General features: G+C 65.9%; 16 protein-coding genes. 3 read left to right on the forward strand and 13 right to left on the reverse strand.

The annotated features are described in order from the left end of the window. Window positions 1–211 precede the first annotated feature (211 nt). From J2T47_RS02335 to J2T47_RS02360, 6 genes are all read right to left on the reverse strand, one after another. On the reverse strand, window positions 212–1741 hold the full coding sequence (locus tag J2T47_RS02335; RefSeq protein WP_253442056.1) for an APC family permease: 1530 nt from the start codon (window positions 1739–1741) through the stop codon (window positions 212–214). A gap of 108 nt (window positions 1742–1849) precedes the next feature. Then, window positions 1850–2866, reverse strand: coding sequence for a heme-dependent oxidative N-demethylase family protein (locus J2T47_RS02340; protein WP_253442058.1), 1017 nt, complete (start codon window positions 2864–2866; stop codon window positions 1850–1852). Between the two features lie 14 nt (window positions 2867–2880). Then, a complete protein-coding gene (locus J2T47_RS02345; RefSeq protein WP_253442060.1) occupies window positions 2881–3849 on the reverse strand; it encodes a PDR/VanB family oxidoreductase in 969 nt (322 codons plus the stop codon). Then, window positions 3846–4445, reverse strand: a complete 600-nt coding sequence (locus J2T47_RS02350; protein ID WP_253442062.1) for a dimethylamine monooxygenase subunit DmmA family protein — start codon at window positions 4443–4445, stop codon at window positions 3846–3848. The genes J2T47_RS02345 and J2T47_RS02350 overlap by 4 nt, the downstream gene beginning before the upstream one ends. Before the next feature lie 395 nt (window positions 4446–4840). Beyond that, a complete protein-coding gene (locus tag J2T47_RS02355) occupies window positions 4841–6277 on the reverse strand; it encodes a sigma-54 interaction domain-containing protein (protein ID WP_253442064.1) in 1437 nt (478 codons plus the stop codon). Between the two features lie 10 nt (window positions 6278–6287). Next, complete coding sequence (locus J2T47_RS02360) at window positions 6288–7409, reverse strand: PAS domain-containing protein (protein ID WP_253442066.1); 1122 nt, start codon at window positions 7407–7409, stop codon at window positions 6288–6290. Between the two features lie 361 nt (window positions 7410–7770). Between J2T47_RS02360 and J2T47_RS02365 the strand changes: the two genes are divergently transcribed. After that, a complete protein-coding gene (locus J2T47_RS02365; RefSeq protein ID WP_088415807.1) occupies window positions 7771–8133 on the forward strand; it encodes a PilZ domain-containing protein in 363 nt (120 codons plus the stop codon). Window positions 8134–8346: 213 nt separating this feature from the next. Here J2T47_RS02365 and J2T47_RS02370 read toward each other — a convergent pair whose 3' ends face one another. The 7 genes from J2T47_RS02370 to J2T47_RS02400 are packed head-to-tail and all read right to left on the reverse strand — an operon-like array spanning window position 8347 to window position 14619. Further along, on the reverse strand, window positions 8347–10443 hold the full coding sequence (locus tag J2T47_RS02370) for a flagellar biosynthesis protein FlhA (protein WP_253442068.1): 2097 nt from the start codon (window positions 10441–10443) through the stop codon (window positions 8347–8349). 2 nt (window positions 10444–10445) lie between these two features. Beyond that, window positions 10446–11579: a flagellar biosynthesis protein FlhB gene (gene flhB / locus J2T47_RS02375; protein ID WP_253442070.1), complete on the reverse strand. Its 1134-nt coding sequence runs from the start codon at window positions 11577–11579 to the stop codon at window positions 10446–10448. Then, window positions 11572–12372 carry a flagellar biosynthetic protein FliR gene (gene fliR, locus J2T47_RS02380; protein WP_253442072.1) on the reverse strand — a complete coding sequence of 267 codons (801 nt, stop codon included), beginning with the start codon at window positions 12370–12372 and terminating at the stop codon, window positions 11572–11574. The genes flhB and fliR overlap by 8 nt, the downstream gene beginning before the upstream one ends. Before the next feature lie 4 nt (window positions 12373–12376). Next, entirely contained in the window at window positions 12377–12649 is a 273-nt protein-coding gene (locus J2T47_RS02385) for a flagellar biosynthetic protein FliQ (RefSeq protein ID WP_045213351.1), read from the reverse strand. A gap of 10 nt (window positions 12650–12659) precedes the next feature. After that, window positions 12660–13412, reverse strand: coding sequence for a flagellar type III secretion system pore protein FliP (gene fliP, locus J2T47_RS02390; protein WP_253442074.1), 753 nt, complete (start codon window positions 13410–13412; stop codon window positions 12660–12662). Then, window positions 13412–13783 carry a FliM/FliN family flagellar motor switch protein gene (locus tag J2T47_RS02395; protein WP_253442077.1) on the reverse strand — a complete coding sequence of 124 codons (372 nt, stop codon included), beginning with the start codon at window positions 13781–13783 and terminating at the stop codon, window positions 13412–13414. Before J2T47_RS02395 ends, fliP begins: the two co-directional genes overlap by 1 nt. Beyond that, a complete protein-coding gene (locus tag J2T47_RS02400) occupies window positions 13780–14619 on the reverse strand; it encodes a FliM/FliN family flagellar motor switch protein (RefSeq protein WP_253442079.1) in 840 nt (279 codons plus the stop codon). Before J2T47_RS02400 ends, J2T47_RS02395 begins: the two co-directional genes overlap by 4 nt. Window positions 14620–15092: 473 nt before the next feature. Here J2T47_RS02400 and J2T47_RS02405 point away from each other — a divergent pair, with 473 nt between their 5' ends. After that, window positions 15093–16472, forward strand: coding sequence for a sigma-54 dependent transcriptional regulator (locus J2T47_RS02405; RefSeq protein WP_253442700.1), 1380 nt, complete (start codon window positions 15093–15095; stop codon window positions 16470–16472). A 23-nt stretch (window positions 16473–16495) separates the two neighbouring features. Continuing rightward, window positions 16496–16831, forward strand: a complete 336-nt coding sequence (locus J2T47_RS02410) for a flagellar hook-basal body complex protein FliE (protein ID WP_253442081.1) — start codon at window positions 16496–16498, stop codon at window positions 16829–16831. Window position 16832: the final 1 nt, after the last annotated feature.

Raw genomic sequence — 16832 nt, forward strand, 5'->3', positions numbered from 1 at the left:
ACCGCCCAGCTCCGGAGCCGCCGGAAAATCTGTTCGCGAGCAAGAATTAGGCGTCCCCCTCGCTCCTACAAAAACCGGGCATAAAAAAACGGACCGGCCATCGCGGGGATGGCGGGTCCGTTGCGCAAACGCAGGGGAGCGTCACCAGGGGTAGGTGACGCTCCAGACGCAGCCCCTCAGGCGTATGGCCCGAATTGCGTCAACGTTGCGATCAAGCCGGTTCGGTCTGCGCGCCCGTAGCGCGCGCGGGTAGTTGGCGGCCGGAGATCCGGTGGGCGTCGCCCGCCGGTGCCGTGCCCTTGTCGTAGGGCTTGGCCAGCAGCATGTAGATAAGGCCCGCGCCGATCACCACGACGGTGGTGAGGATCATCGAATAGTTCATGTACCAGGGCGCGTCCGGGGTGCGCGGCCAGACCATGTTGGTGATCGCCGCCACGCCGTAGATCAGCGCTGCAACGTTCACCGGCACGCCCCACTTGCCCAGGCTGAAGTGGCCGCCGGGCACCCAGCCCTTGGCGCGGGCGATCAGCGAGGCGATGACGATCAGTTGGAACGACACGTAGATGCCGATCGCGGCGAAGCCGACGATGGTGGCCACGGCGTCGCCCATGAACAGGCCCAGGCAGACGATGGCCGCCGGCATCACGCCCGCTACCACCAGCGCGACGGCCGGCACGTGGTTGGTGTTCAGCTTCGACAGGGCCTTGCTGCCGACGATCATCTCGTCGCGGGCATAGGCGAACAGCAGGCGGCTGGCGGCAGCCTGCAGGCTCAGCACGCAGGACACGAACGACACCATCACCACCGCCATCACCAGCTTCGAGCCCACCGGGCCGAAGGCGTTGGCCAGGATGGTGGTCACCGGGTCGGTGTCTTCACCGTTGATCACACGCTGGATGTCCGGCACCGAGAGGATCAGCGCCAGGCACGCGAACATCGCGGCGGCGCCGCCGATGTAGATGGTCATGCGCATGGTCTTGGGGATCATCTTGCCGGGGTTCGGGGTTTCCTCGGCGACGTCACCGCAGGCCTCGAAACCGTAGTACTGGAACAGCCCCGCCAGGGACGCGGCGAGGAAGGCCGGCCAGTAGCTGCCGTCGATCTTGATGTCGAAGGTGTTGAACAGCACGCTGAACGACTGGTGGCGCTCGAAGATCAGCAGGTAGCCGCCCACCAGCAGCGCCCCGCCCAGTTCGCAGATGAAGCCGAACATGGCGACGCGGGCCAGCAGTTTGGTGCCCGACAGGTTGAGCACGGTGGACAGCGCGATCAGCGCCAGGGCGATGCCGATGGCGGCGTTGCCGTGCATCTCGAAGCCGAGCATGGCGGCCATGTACGGGCTGGCGCCCACGGCGATACCGGCGATGGATGTGCACAGCGCCCAGGCATACACCCAGCCGACCATCCACGCCCAGCGCTTGCCCACCAGGCGACGCGCCCAGGGGTAGACGCCACCGGAGATCGGGAATTGCGAGACCACTTCGCAGAACACCAGGCACACCAGCATCTGGCCCAGGCCGATCAGCAGGTAGGTCCAGAACATCGGCGGACCACCGGCGGCCAGGCACAGGCCGAACAGGGTATAGACGCCGACCACCGGCGACAGGTAGGTGAAGCCCAGGGAGAAGTTCTCCCACAGGCTCATGCTGCGTTCGAAGTTGGAGCTGTAGCCGAGGGCAGCGAGCTGCTCGGCATCGGAATCGGTTACGCCAGCGGCACGCTTGGCAGGAGACCCACTCATCGTTGTTTCCTCTCGGGGGGGTGATGGGCAGAAGGCAATCGACCGGCGGGCCTCACGACGCCCGCCGGTTCCCTTTTCGGGTTTGTAGTTGTGTGTACTGCTGTGGAACTACTGGCCGTCGTCGAACTGCGAAAGCCACTGCACCGCCTGCTGGTGGTAGCGAGTGAAGCCCTTGTAGTCGACGAGCTGCTGGTCGAGGCTCTTGAGCACGCGGTGCATGCGCTTGGCCCACGCCGGGTTGGTGGCGATGTCTTCCAGGCTCAGCAGGTAGGTGCGGATCGGGAACACGATGGCGTTGCTGCGCGGCAGACGGTGCAGCGGCTGCAGCTCGATGCGCAAGTAGACCTTCTGACCAGCATTCTCGGCGGTCACCGTGGTGCGGTCCGGCGCCCACTCGGGCAGGGACTCGGCGGACACGTCCAGGCGCGGGTTGACGGTCAGCGACCAGTTCAGGCGACGCACCGGGTGGCCGTTGCGCAGGCGCAGGAGGAACTTCAGCGCACGGTCGAGCATGCCGCTCTCCTTCACCAGCGGCACCGGGCCGTGGAACTCGTGCCAGGCCATGCCCAGGTTGAAGCGCAGCGAGTAGTCGGCGCGCTGGGTGGCGATGCCCGCGCCCCAGTACAGGGTGCCGTCGCGCTCTTCCTGCAGGACCCAGTCGCCCTGGGCCTGGCGGGTCACGTATTCCATCGGCTCATAGGGCAGGGTCGACGGATCACCGAAGGTGAAGGTGTCGTCGATGTTCAGCAGCTTGTTGGTCCAGTGCCAGCGGGTGCCGTCCTTCTCCAGGGAGAAGTACTCGGGGTAGTCCTTGGCGTAGGACTCCATGATCAGCTCGAGCAGGTCCCACTGCGCCTCCATCATGTGCGGCGCGGAGACGTAGTGCATGCCCGGGTCCTTCTCCAGGGTGATCGCACGGTCGCGGCACTCGCTGATGTAGTGCTCGTCGATGTCGAACACCGCGCGGAAGGCATCGGTGCCCACCGGGACGTGCGGCTCCAGGTTCATCGAGTACATGTACTCGTCGTCCGGGAAGGGCCAGGGCGCGCGGTCGATGCAGGCCTGGCTGTTGGCGTAGGTGTAGTCGTCGCGGTAGGTTTCGTCGGGGCGGAATTGGATGGTCATGGTCGTTCTCCGGCTCAGCAGTCGATGACCAGCCGCGAGCACTTGGCGCGCGACACGCAGGGCATGATTTTGGTGTTGGCGGCCTTGTCCTCGTCGGACAGCCAGTCGTCGGTGTGGAGGATTTCTCCGTCCAGCTCCAGGACGTTGGTCTCGCACATGCCGCAGGCGCCGCCGCGGCACAGGTAGGGGATTTCGTGGCCTGCGGCCTCGGCGGCTTCCAGCAGGCTCTGGTCGGGCGACACGGAGAGGGTCGCGCCGCTGCGCGCCAGGGTGACCTGGAACGCCTCGCCGACGCTGCCCTGTTCGAGGAAGCGCTCGTAGTGGATATGGCTGTCGGTCCAGCCGTGGGCGTGGGCGGCGTCGATGGTCGCCTGGATCATGCCCTCGGGGCCGCAGACGTAAACGTCGCTGCCCAGCGGCCGGTCGGCCAGCACGGCGCTGATGTTCAGGCGCTCGCCACGCTCGTCGCGGTACAGGCGCACGGCGTCGCCGTATTCCTGCAGCAGTTCCTCACCCAGACGCGCATGGGCGTCGCCGCGCACCGCCAGGTGCACTTCGAAGGGTGTGCCGCGCAGGCGCAGTTCCGCCAGCTGCGAACACACCGGAGTGATGCCCACGCCGCCGGCGATGAACAGGTGCAGGCGCGCGTGCTTGCTCAGCGGGAACAGGTTCACTGGGCGGAGGATTTCCAGCTCGTCGCCTTCGCGCACCACGTCATGCATGTGCTTCGAACCGCCACGGCCTTCTTCCACGCGGCGCACGGCGATCTGGTAGGCACTGGCGTCGTAGGGCGAACTCATCAGCGAGTAGGCGTTGCGGTAGGTGCCGCTGGCGTGGGGCATCAGCACCACGACGTTGCTGCCGCCGGAGAACGGCGTCAGGTGTGCGCCGTCGGTGGAGGCCAGGGTGAAGCGCTTGATCTCCGGGGTCACCTGCTCGATGCGGGTGACGCGGACATTCAGGGTTCCGTTGGACTGGGTCATGTGTCGAGCTCCTCGGCATCGGGCAGTTCGCCGGGAACTTCGGCGTCGGCCTTCACTGCCTGGAAGGCAGCCAGGCGGCGGGAGTAGTGGTCGCGGACCACCAGGGTGCGGGCGCAGTGCGGGCAGTCGAAGACGCGCTGGGTGACGTTCTCGGTGTAACCGTCGCAATGCACGCACCAGACGCGGCGGACAAAGGAGCCGGCGTGCTCGCGCAGCACTTCGTCCTTGTTCAGGTTGATCGCATCGGCGGCTTGCATGGCGGTGCCGATGAAGCTCTCGGAGCCGGCCAGGTACAGGCGGGTGCCCATGCGCGACTGGCCCAGCAGCGCGTGCAGGTCATCGACCAGCGCGCGGTTGCTCGGGTAGATCGAAAGCTCCACGTCGGTGATGTCGCGCAGCGCCGCCAGGTGATCCTGGCCGGAGAAGGATTCGCTGGAATACAGCACGCGGATGGGCGCAGTGCGCGGCATCTCGGCGAGCAGACGGAGCATGGCAGCGCCGCCGCTGCCCTGGCCGGCGATGATGTGGTGGTGACCACCTGCGAGCGGGCGCAACTGGTCGTAGACCGGCCGGCTCTTGATACCTGTGATGAGCATTATTCTTGTGCCTCCAGAACTGCCGGCACTCTGTGGTCAGAAAGCCAGCGCGATTCGAGGACCCGTGCACGGCCACGGGTCGGAGGTACACAGAGCACAGGCTGTGCCAAATATTTAAGTAATTGAAATTAAAAGGAAAAGTAAGAATTCGAAAACGCAGGTGTAAGCAGAAATGACAACGCCTGTAGGCAGGCTTGCAGCGGTGGATTGTCGCAGGGGTGTTTCTGCCGGGTGCGGCACGGCGGCGTGACCGGGTGGCCCCGAGCAGGCATACCGTGGATGGGATTTGCGTAGGAGCGGACTCTGTCCGCGATGGTCTCCGGCGCGATGCGGACCTATCGCGGACGGAGTCCGCTCCTACGCGTGCCGGGAAGGACGGCGTAAAGAGGCGGCGCTCAATCGTCCCGCTGCAACTTGCGGATCAGCGTGCCGACATCGATGCCCAGGTGGATCGCTGCCTTGCGCTTGCTGCCGCACAGGCGCACCGCGCGCAGGATCACCTGGCGCTCGTAGCGCTGTACCTGGGCCTTGAGCGGCTGGTCGTCGATGGCCGCGGCCGGTTCGTCGTGGGCGATGGGGCTGCCGGCTGGCGGCGCGCCGAGCAGTTCCGGCGGCAGGTGCAACTCTTCCGCCACGTCGTCGGCGAGCACCGCGAGGCGTTCGAAGATGTTCACCAGCTCGCGGATGTTGCCGGGGTAGTCGTAGCCCAGCAGGCGTTCGCGGCAACCCGAGGCGAGCCGCAGCGGCGGCTGGCGGTCGCGGTTGATGCGCGCCAGGAGGATGTCCATCAGCACTGGCAGGTCGTCGCGGTGGGCGCGCAGCGGCGGGATTTCCACCGGCAGCACGGCCAGGCGGTAATAGAGGTCGGCGCGGAATTCGCCGGCCGCCACCTGGGCGCGCAAGTCCTTGTTGGTGGCGGCGATCACCTGCACCTGGACCTGTTTCGACAGCGGCGAACCCACCGGCTGGATGGTTCCGTCCTCGAGGAACTTGAGCAGCTTGGCCTGCACCTGCAGCGGGATTTCGCCGATCTCGTCGAGGAACAGCGTGCCGCCCGAAGCGCTCTCGATGTAGCCGCGCTTGCCCGACTGCAACGCGCCGGTGAAGGCGCCGCGCTCGTAGCCGAACATCTCCGACTCGAACAGGGTTTCCGGGATGCTCGCGCAGTTCACGTCGATGAAGGGCCGGTCGCCCCAGCCGGCGGCGCGGTGGATGTGCCGGGCGATGGCGGTCTTGCCCACGCCGGGCTCGCCGAGCAGCAGCAGGCGCGCACGACGGCGGAAGGCGCGTACGCCCATGTCGGCGATGGATGAGAGCAGCGGCGACATGTGCAGCGCGTTGTCCTGCGGGTCACCGAGGCCCTGCAGGTCGGTGGTCGAGGCGCGCCCGGAAGGGCTGCGCAGGCTGCCCGCCGTGCCCGGCTCGTATTCGCGCTGGATCAGCAGGGTGTAAGGCTTCTCGTAGGCGGTGGTCGGCACGGCCTGGGCGCGGGTGAGGAACACCCGGCCATCGCGCGAGCGGGTCAGCGCGCTCTTGCCGCCGCGGCGCAGGGCCTGCTGGAAGTCGTCGAACTGCAGTGCCGAGCGCTGGAAGAAGTCCACCTCCGGCAGCCCCAGCACATCCACGCGGGTGACGCGGTTGACCCGCTCCGCCGCGAGGTTGATGAAGCGCACCCGCGAGTCGCCATCGCAGACGATCAGCGCCTCGCTGAAGCTGTCCAGCAGGGCGTGCAGGGCTGGCGTCTCCAGCAGCGCGGAGAGCATCTCCGCCGAGGCGCTGACCGACGAGCGCATGCCCATGCGCAGCGGCGCGAAGAAGCCTTCTTCGCTCATGCTTTTTTGCTCATGGATGGAGCTCCGTCGCCTTGTTCGCCAAGCGCAGCACGAAGACGCGCCAGGCCACGCCCTCGCGGATGAGGATGCGCGAGCAATGGCTGTTGAAGGACTGGTAGTTACCGAACTGGTCCGGCAGGTCGAGCACCTGCCAGGTGCGTTCGGGCAGCGGCATGCGGTTCAGCGTCGAGGCCAGCCCGGCGGCGCGGGTGATGCCGAAGGTCTGCTCGAAGGCCGCGTTGCGCCATTGCGGCTGGGCCTGCTCGTCGATCACCAGCACGGCGTCGGGCACCGCGTCGAACACCCGGCGCAGCGCTTCGATGCGCTGCTCGGCGTCGTGCTGCATGCGCAGCTCCTGACTGACATCGCGCAGGCTGCCCCACATGCGCAGCATGCGGCCGTTGTGGATGCTGGCGCGCACGTCGTTCTCCACGTAGGCCGGCGAGCCGTCGTGGCGGCGGTCCACCGACAGCGCGCCGTCGACGTGGAATTCCGCCTCGATCAGGCGCCGCACGAACTCTTCGTTGGCCGGGCTGCGCGGCCAGTACAGGCGCACCGGCTGTTCGCTGAAATCGACGTCGGCGGGCATCTCGTAGATGTTGGCCATGGCGCGGTTGCACATGCGCCAGTAGGAGCGGTTTTCGAACACCTGGCGGACGATCTCGTCGGGCGTCTCGCGCACATCCACCGACTCGGCGAACTCGATGCACCAGTAGGCCACCCGCGCGCTGAAGAGCATCTGGCTCATCACTTCGTTGGCGCTCTGCAGCTCGCCCAGGCGCCGGCTGATCGGCCCCAGCGGCATCTTCACCAGGTGCAGGCGCGCCGGCTCGCCGTCGCGCCATTGCAGCACGCCGCTGGCGAGTACCGGCAGCAGGCCGCCGTTGTGGCGGATCAGGGTCAGCTCCAGGTCCTGCACGCGCTCATCTGCCGGCGGGCTGGCGAACAGCTGCATCAGCGCGTTCAGCGAGTCGGCGGTGTAGATCAGCTCGGCGCCCTGGCCATCCAGCGAACCGGGCGGGTAGCCGAGCTGGTCGGTCTGTTCGGCGGAGACTTCGATGAAGCGTCCCTGGGACGTCAGGCTGTCGGACAGCAGCAGGCCCCTGTCCAGCAGCAGTTTGAGTGGGTCCATTTGTCCCTCCAAGGCAGATCTCCAATGCAAATTCCCAACACGGCGAGGCGCCGTCTGAGGCGCGGGGGAAGAGCGCAGGCATGTTGCATGCCAGCCGGCAAAGCCCGTGTGCCGTGGGGTGGCGCTGGAGGGTGTATGCAAAAACGCAGCACTGCGGGCAATCACGCAGCGCAGATTGCAGGGTATCCGCTGCATCGCTGCAGCGGCGCGCCGGCCGATGGAAGGCGCTGGGCTTTTCGCGGCCAATACTGGCCAGTTGATAGCTTTTGAGATCGTTTGAGGTGCTGACGCTGCTAGGATGCGCGCGCGTTTCGCTCCCTGAGGCGCCTGTCCCAGAGCCCGTTCCCTACAAGAGGCCCCCATGCGCAAGCACCGCCGTTTGACCTTCCGCCACATCGGCCAGATCAACGTGACCAACCGCCTGAGCGGCGACCCCATGGGGGTGGTCCTGGATGTCTCGATGGGTGGCCTGCGGCTGGTGACGGAGGAGCCGCTGGCGCCGGGCAGCTGCTACGACATGCGCCTGGAGATTCCGGTGCGCGAGGATCACACGCGCTCGGTGGACATCACCGCGATCTGCCAGTGGTCGAAGAAGGACGCGAAGAACGTGCGCTTCGAGCAGGGCTTCAAGCTGGACCGGCCGAGCGCGGCGTTCACCGAGCTGGTGACGTCGATGTCGGTGAGTTTCAATCGGAGTTTGTTGGGGAGGGCGCGGTTGTCGTGATGGGGTTGGCTTGGGTGCGGGCCTGTTGCACCCTCTCCCCAGCCCTCTCCCTGAAGGGAGAGGGGGCCGTAAGGCATTCTGCGGACGTTTCTGAGTCAGCCGGCGAGCGCTGAATCTCCAGCCCACTCGGGACAGTCCCCTCTCCCTTCGGAGCGGGGCGCGCAGCCAGGGGGGGAGAGGGCAACGCCCAGCTCGAGATTCGCCTGGAACGCCCTACCCCAGCGTCCCCAAAATCTGCACCCCCACCCGCTCCGGAATCTCGTTCTGCGACAGCACGTGCAGCCCCGGACTGAATACCCGCGCGTAACGCGCCAGCAGCGGCCGCAACTGCGGCATCACGGTGAGGATCGGCGGGTGGCCTTCCTTGCGCAGCTTCTCCTTCACTACCGGCATGCTGTGCTGCAGCTGGTTGAGCAGGCTGGGCTCCACCGGGATGTTGTCCAGGCTCACCGGGCCGGCCTGCTGGGCGATGCTCAGGGCGCCGAGCAGGGTGTTCTCCAGGGCGTTCTCCAGCACGAACACGCTCAGCTCCGGGCGATCGCCGGCAATCGACGAGACGATGCTGCGGCGCAGCGCGTAGCGCACGTCGGAGGCCAGCAGCACCGGGTCCTTGGTGGTCTCGCTGCCTTCGAGCAGGGCACTGGCGATGGTGACGATGTCCTTCAGCGCGACTTCTTCCTGCAGCAGCTGGCGGAACACCCGGTGCTGCTGCGAGTAGGTCAGCTGCGCCTTCAGCGATTCGGCGAGCTTGGGCGCCTGCAGGGTCAGGCGCTGCATCAGGTGCTCGACGTCGTCGTGCTTGAAGATGTCCGGCAGGTGCTCGCGCACCACCTTGTTCAGGTGCGTGGCGACCACGCTGGCGCAGTCGATCACCTGGTAGCCCAGGTTCAGCGCGCGGGACTTGTCTGCCGGCAGAATCCACACCACCTGCATGCGGTACGCCGGGTCGACGCCGAGGATGCCGTCGATCTCGCCGTAGAGCTCCGGCGAGGGAATCGCCATCAGCCGGTCGGCGTGGATTTCCGCACCGTCGATGCGCTCGCCGTTGATGTGGATGGCGTACTGCGAGGCCTTCAGGCGCAGGCTGTCGCGAATCTGCACTTCCGGCAGGAGGAAGCCGAGGTTCTCCGAGAGCGTCTGGCGCACCCCGCGAATCCGTTGCGGCAACGGTGCGCCGCTGGCCTCGTTGACCAGGCTGACCAGCTTGTAGCCCAGCGAGATGGACAACCGCTCCACCAGCGGGATGTCTTCCCAGCCCAGTTGCTGCGCGCGCTCCTGGTCCATCGCTTGTGTCAGCGCCTGGGTCTGCTCCAGCGTATTCGCCTCGCCGGGCGGGCCGGCCAGCGACAGGCGCCAGGCGATGAAGGCCACCAGCGCGGCGAAGGCGAAGAACGCCATGTGCGGCATGCCCGGCACCAGGCCGAGCACCACGAGGATGCCGGCGACGGTATAGAGCAGCGACGGCGAGGCGAGCATCTGCTTGCGCACCAGGCTGGTGATTTCCGCCGACTCGTTGACCCGCGTGACGATGATCGCCGCCGCGGTGGACAGCAGCAGCGCCGGAATCTGCGCCACCAGGCCGTCGCCGATGGTCAGCAGGGCGTAGCGCTGGAAGGCCTGCGCCGCCGGCAGGTCGTAGACGAAGACACCGATGGCCAGGCCGCCGAACAGGTTGATCAGCAGGATCAGGATGCCGGCGATGGCATCGCCGCGGACGAACTTCGAGGCGCCGTCCATCGCGCCGTAGAAGTCGGCTTCCTTGGCCACTTCCGAGCGGCGGCGCTTGGCTTCGTTCTGGTCGATCAGGCCGGCGTTGAGGTCGGCGTCGATGGCCATCTGCTTGCCGGGCAGGGCGTCCAGGGTGAAGCGCGCGGTCACCTCGGAGATGCGCTCGCCGCCCTTGGTGATGACCATGAAGTTGATGATCATCAGGATCACGAAGACGATCAGGCCGACGATGAAGTTGCCGCCGATCACCACGTGGCCGAAGGCTTCGATCACCTTGCCCGCCGCGCCGGTGCCGGTGTGGCCGTCGAGCAGCACCACGCGGGTGGAGGCGACGTTCAGGGTCAGGCGCAGCAGCGTGGTGACCAGGATCACCGTGGGCAGCAGGGAAAAGTCCAGCGGACTCTTCGACCACACGCTGACCAGCAGCACCAGGATCGCCACCACGATGTTGAAGGTGAACAGGGCGTCCAGCACCAGCGGCGGCAGCGGCAGGATGATCATCGAGAGGATCGACAGGATGATCAGCGGGATGCCGATGCGGCCGCTCTGGAAGGTCGGCAATAGTGACTGCAGTAGGCGCATGGTCAGACTCTGTTCAGCAGTTCTTCGGGAATGGGGACGTTGCGTATCAGCTCCGGCCGTTCACGGCGCCCGGAGCGCCAGGCCTTGAGCTGGAGGATGTAGGTGAGGACGTGGGCCACGGCCTTGTACAGCTGCGCGGGGATCTGCTGGTTCACCTGGGTGGTGGCGTAGATGGCGCGGGCCAGCGGCGGCAGCTCGATCACTTCCAGCTCTTGGGCCTTGGCCAGCTTGCGGATGTACAGCGCGGTCTCGTCCAGGCCCTTGGCGACCACGTAGGGCGCCTGGGCCTTCTTCGGGTCGTAGCGCAGCGCCACGGCGAAATGCACCGGGTTCACTATCACCACGTCGGCGGTCTTGATCGATTTGCCGATCTGCCGGTGCACCAGCTGGCGCTGCATCTGGCGGATGCGCGCCTTCACTTCCGGGCGGCCTTCCTGGTTCTTGTGCTCCTCCTTGCGTTCCTGCTTGGTCATGCGCAGCTTCTTCTTGAAGAAGAAGTACTGGATCGGGATGTCGATGAGCGAGAACAGGATGAACACCACCAGCAGCGACAGGGTGATGTTGTAGAAGGTGCCGAAGGCGGCGGCGATGGCGCTGTGCACGTTGCTGCGCTGCAGCGCCAGCAGGCCGGGCAGGGCGCCGTGCAGCTGGTAGAGGGCGACCAGGATCAGCACGGCGATCTTCAGCAGCGACTTGGCCAGCTCCGTCCAGTTCTGCAGCGAGAAGATGCGCCCGAGCCCGGTGATCGGGTTGAGCTTGGAAAGCTTGGGCATGAAGTTCTTGCTGGAGAAGATCCAGCCGCCGGGGATCATCGAGAACAGCACCACCAGCAGCGGCGTGACCAGCAGCGGCAGCAGCGTGGTGATGAACAGCACCAGGTGGTGGCCGAGCACCAGCGGCAGGTCGTCCAGGCCGATCTCGCTGTGCCGCAGATCGATGAAGGACAGCGCAAAGCCCTGCTTGATGCCGTCGTAGAAGTGCTCCACGCAGAACTTCAGCGCCACCAGCGTGGCCAGTAGCGAGAGGGTGGTGGAGAGGTCCTTGGAGCGGCTGACCTGGCCATCCTCGCGGCTCTTTTTCAGCTTCTGCTGGGAGGCCTCTTCGGTTTTCTCCTGGGCGCTGTGCTGGTCAGCCATGGCGCCCCTCGCGGAAGATCACGCCGATGGCGTCGAGCAACTGGCGGGTGAGCTTCAGGTAGTTCTCGGGGATGTCCGGCAGGGTCAGCCAGATGCACGCAAGACCCGCGATGATCGCCATGGGAAACCCCAGGGAGAACAGGTTGAGTGCCGGCGAGATGCGGTTGAGCAGGCCGAAGCAGAACTGCACCAGGGTCATGCAGAACACCACCGGCAGGGTGATCAGCACGGCGGCGGAGAACACCCAGGCGAGGCTGCCGGCCACCGATTCCAGCCCCAGGTAGTGCAGGCCGCTGCCCACCGGCCAGTAGACGAAGCTCTGGTAGAGGATGCTCACCACCAGCAGGTGGCCGTCGATGGAGAGGAACAGGAACACCAGCAGGATGAAGTACAGCTGGTAGAAGATCGAGGACGACGACACCCCGTTCATGGGGTCGTTGTACACCGCCATGCTCAGGCCCAACTGGGTGGATATCACGTCGCCCACCAGGGTGAACACGGTGAACACCAGCATCAGCGCAAGGCCCAGCATCAGGCCGAAAGCGATCTGCTCCAGCGCCACCAGCAGGCCCTGGGCGGACAGCGGATCGATGGCCGGCGGGCGCGGCAGCGCGGCGCCCAGGGCGACGGTCAGGGCCAGGCCGAGGAGGATGCGCAGGCGCATGGGGATCGCCTTGTGGCTGAAGATCGGCGCCAGGGCGAACACCGCCATGATCCGGCAGAAGGGCCACCACCAGGCCTGCAGCGTTTGCAGGGTGTCGAAGGCCTGCAGGAGGGATGCGCCTTGCTGCATGGCATCAGCCGACCAGACGGCCTGCCTGGTGGAACGACTCGATGAACAGCTCCGAGAGCGTGCGCAGGATCCAGTGGCCGGCGAACACCAGCATGCCGAGGGTGATCAGCAGACGCGGGAGGAAGCTGAGCATCTGCTCGTTGATCTGCGTGGCTGCCTGGAAAATGCTCACCAGCAGGCCGCCGATCAGGCTCGGCACGATCAGCACGCAGACGATCAGCGCAGTGATGTGCACGGCGTTGGAAACGATGTCGACGGCGCTTTCCGGAGTGAGCATCGCAGGGTTCCTAGAACGGCTGCACGCTGCTGGTAAGCGTGCCCATCATCAGGGCCCAGCCGTCCACCAGCACGAAGATCATCAGCTTGAACGGCAGCGAGATCATCATCGGCGAGAGCATCATCATGCCCATCGCCATCAGCACGCTGGCCACCACCAGGTCGATCACCAGGAATGGGATGAAGATCATGAAGCCCAGCTGGAACGCGGTCTTCAGCTCGCTGAGCACGAACGCTGGCAGCAGCAGAGAGAAGTCCAGGTCATTCAGGTTCTCCGGCAGCGTCTCGCCGGCCAGGCTGACCATGGTCTCCAGTGAGGTGCGGTTGGTCTGCGCGAGCATGAAGCGGCTGAGGGTCTGCTTGGCACGGCCCAGTCCGTCTTCCAGGCTGATCTGGTCGGCCTCGAAGGGCTGGTAGGCGTTGCTGTAGATGTCCTGCCAGACCGGGCGCATGACCAGCAGGGTCATCACCAGGGCGATGCCCACCAGCACGTTGTTCGGCGGGCTCTGCTGCAGGCCGATGGCCTGCCGGAGGATCGCCAGCACGATGACGAAGCGGGTGAAGCAGGTCATCAGCATGAGCATCGCCGGGAGGAAACCCAGCAGGGTCATGACGATGAGGATCTGCAGCTTGACGCTGAAGGCCTGGCCGTCCGCCGTGTCATGCAGGTTGAACAGCGTGACCTCGCCGCCGGCCGCCTGCGCGTAGAGCGGGCAGAGCGCGGCGATGAGCAGGCCAAGCGTGGCCAGGCAGCGCGGCAGCATCACGCAGTCAGGGCGTCGAGGCTGGCGCCGCACAGTTCGAGCACGCGCAGGCCGTAGTTGCCGTTCATCACGACCACCTCGGCCTTGGCGAACAGCGCGCCGTTGACCTTCACGTCGAGCGGCTCGCCGGCGAGCTTGTCGAGGATGATCACGCTGTTGGCGTCGACGTCCATCAGCTCCTTCAGCGAGATTTCCACCGAGGCGACTTCCAGGGTGACGTTCACCGGGATCTTGCCGAAGAAGCTCAGGTCCTGCTGCGGCAGCGGCGCGCGCACCGGCTCGGCGGGGAGGTCGGTGACGTCCTGGGTGAGGCCCAGGTCGCCGTCGTTGATCAGCGACTCGAACTCGGAGTCGGAGAGAGAACCGGTCATGGGTTTTTCACGCTTTCCAGGGAGGAGAGGAAGAGGGTGCCGTCGTCTTCGAAGATGGCGCCGCGGAACAGCTTCTGCTGGTTGACCCGCACGTCGACGCGCTCCAGCGGGCGGATCGTCAGCACATCGCCCGGCTCCAGGGCCAGCACCTGCGACAGCGGCAGGCGAGCGGCGGCGACCACGCAGTCCAGGCGCAGCGGCAGGTGCTTGATGTGCTCCACCGGGTTGCCGGTGAGGCGCGGCGGCGGCGGGCCGGCAAGGCGGCGGGTCAGTTCGTCCGCCAGCGGGTTGTCCAGGTAGAGGTAGAGCGAGGAGCGTTCGCCGGTCAGGTGGCTGACGTAGCTGAACTCGGCGACGTACTCCCACTGCACTTCTTCATAGGTGGGGTCGATCTGCTGCAGGCGGCCGACCGACTCGCCCATCAGCAGGGCGCGGCCGAACAGGTCCACCACATCCAGGCCGAGGCGGTCGAGCATGCGCTGCTCGGAACTGCTGATCGGCGGCGTGTCGCGATTGGCGACCACGGTGCCGCCGTAATAGCACTCGATGACTTCGGTGAGCAGGGCGCGGTCCATGGCGAAACCGAACTTGCCCAGGGGCGAATCGAACAGGCACTCCAGTTCACGGGGAAGTTCCTCGTGAATCGTCAGGTTATGCAGTTCGAGATTGATTCGATAATGCCGCAGGAAGTAGTCGCTGATAATCCTCGGATACTTTCCGGAGATCTCTTTGATGTACTGCGGGATCTTGTGATAATGCCGGCCGAGTTTCTGCGGTTTCAGTCGAATCAGACTATCGGCGGGCACGCCATGGTGGACTTTTGATTTACCAGTCATGCTCAGCGTCGTACTTCCAGGTTCGATCTGCCATCTGCCCAAGGACACGGGAGGTGTCATGACCGCCGGGATCGGCTGATCGTTGCTCGCGGCATGCTCTGTCTTTCAGGAGGCCCGTGACTGCTGCGTCACAGGCTGCTGACGTGGCGCAATGATAGCGATCTGAGGTCGTTCGATTAAATCAATAGATATCAAATGCTGTTTTTGACGGAACTTTTTGTCTATTGATTTAAATTAATCGGCGGGAAGCTATGGCGTAGTGCTGGCACTTGTTAGTGTGGGTGGGTTAGTTACAGGTTGCAGCGACTTCAGGTGTGACGAAGTTGTTGCAATGCCCCCCGTGAGATAACCGATCCGTCACGAAGTTCCGCAGTCGCCGATAACATTTTTCGGCCGATGCTGGCGTTGAACGCAGGAGGGTTTTCGAACGCACTAGCGAATGGAAAGTTGCGGTGAACAGTTTAAGCCAGTCGATCGACCAATTATGTGAAACGCTGCTCGAAGAGCGGCCGGCGCAGAAAAAAGTTGCGATCATCGGGCCGTCCTCGGACGCCGCTCACGCCCACCTTTTGCAGACGCTGCTGGCCGAAGGCTGCCGCGTCGAGCGCTTCTCCGGCTTCGCCGAACTGGCCCGCGCACGCAGCGATGCCGGCCTGCTGTTCATCCTCGCTGGCGCCTTCCCCGCCCCTGACCTTTATGCACAGGTCGGCGCGCTGCTCAGCGATGGCCGCGAGCGCGACGTGGTGCCCATCGTCGGCTATGAAGAGCAGGACAAGGCCGCGACCCTGCTCGACCTGGGTTGCGTCGACTACCTGCTGTCGCCCTTCGGCGCCGGCCAGCTGGCCGCACTGCTGCGCCGCCAGGAAGCCTCCAGCGCCGCCCAGGAACTGTTCGTCTCGCGCTCCCAGGCCGGGCGCCGCCTGCTGGCCATGGCGCAACGGGTCGCGCAGACCCGCGCGCCGATCCTGATCACCGGCGAAACCGGCACCGGCAAGGAGCTGCTGGCCCGCTACATCCACGGTATCGCCAGCCCGGACGCGCCCTTCATCGCGGTGAACTGCGCGGCGATCCCCGAGGCGATGCTCGAATCCATCCTCTTCGGCCACGAACGCGGCGCCTTCACCGGCGCGGTGACTGCCCAGCCGGGCAAGTTCGAACTGGCCAACGGCGGCACCCTGCTGCTGGACGAGATCGGCGAACTGCCGCTGGCCCTGCAGGCCAAGCTGTTGCGCGTGCTGCAGGAGCAGCGTGTGGAGCGCCTGGGCGGGCGCCGCGAGATCGAACTGGACGTGCGCATCATCGCCGCGACCAACCGCGATCTGCAGGCCGAAGTCAGCGAAGGGCGCTTCCGTGCCGACCTGATGTTCCGCCTCGACGTGCTGCCGCTGCATATCTCGCCCCTGCGCGAGCGCAAGGAAGACGTGTTGCCGCTGGCGCGCCGCTTCATCCGTCAGTTCGCCCCGCAGGACGCCGAGCACGATCTGCTCACCGAAGCCGCCGGCCGTGCGCTGCTGCAACACGACTGGCCGGGCAACGTGCGCGAGCTGGAGAACACCCTGCAGCGCGCGCTGGTACTGCGCAACGGCCTGTTCATCCAGCCGCGCGACCTGGGCCTGGCTGCGCCGGATGTGCCTGCCGGTACCGTCGCTGCGGTGATCCCGCTGGCAGCCGAAGGCGGGCGCGCCGCGCTGCGCGCCAGCGGCAAGCTCGCCGAGTACCAGCACGTCATCGACACCATCCGCCGCTTTGGCGGGCACAAGACCAAGGCCGCCGAGAGCCTGGGCATGACCACCCGCGCGCTGCGCTACCGGCTCAACGCGATGCGTGAGCAGGGCGTGCAGGTGCAGTTCTGATTTCGTTTCCGGGGGAAACTTCCATGAGTTCGATCATGCAGGTGCAGCAGGACATGCTGGACCGGATGAACCGTTACGCCGACCTCGCCAGCGGCCCGGCCGTGCGGCCCTCCGCGCAGCTCGCAAGCGATGCGCCGGCTGCGGGCATCGGCGCCAGCTTCGAGCAGGCACTGCGCTCGGTGGACGCCGAGCAGCACAAGTCCAGCGCCGCCATGGCCGCGGTGGACAGCGGCCAGAGCGAAGACCTGGTCGGCGCCATGCTCCAGAGCCAGAAGGCCAGCGTGTCGTTCTCCGCGCTGCTGCAGGTGCGCAACAAGCTCACCGGCGCCTTCGATGAAATCATCCGCATGCCGCTGTAAG

This window comes from Pseudomonas nitroreducens (assembly GCF_024170165.1).
In the GTDB taxonomy this organism is placed as follows: Bacteria; Pseudomonadota; Gammaproteobacteria; order Pseudomonadales; family Pseudomonadaceae; genus Pseudomonas; species Pseudomonas nitroreducens_C.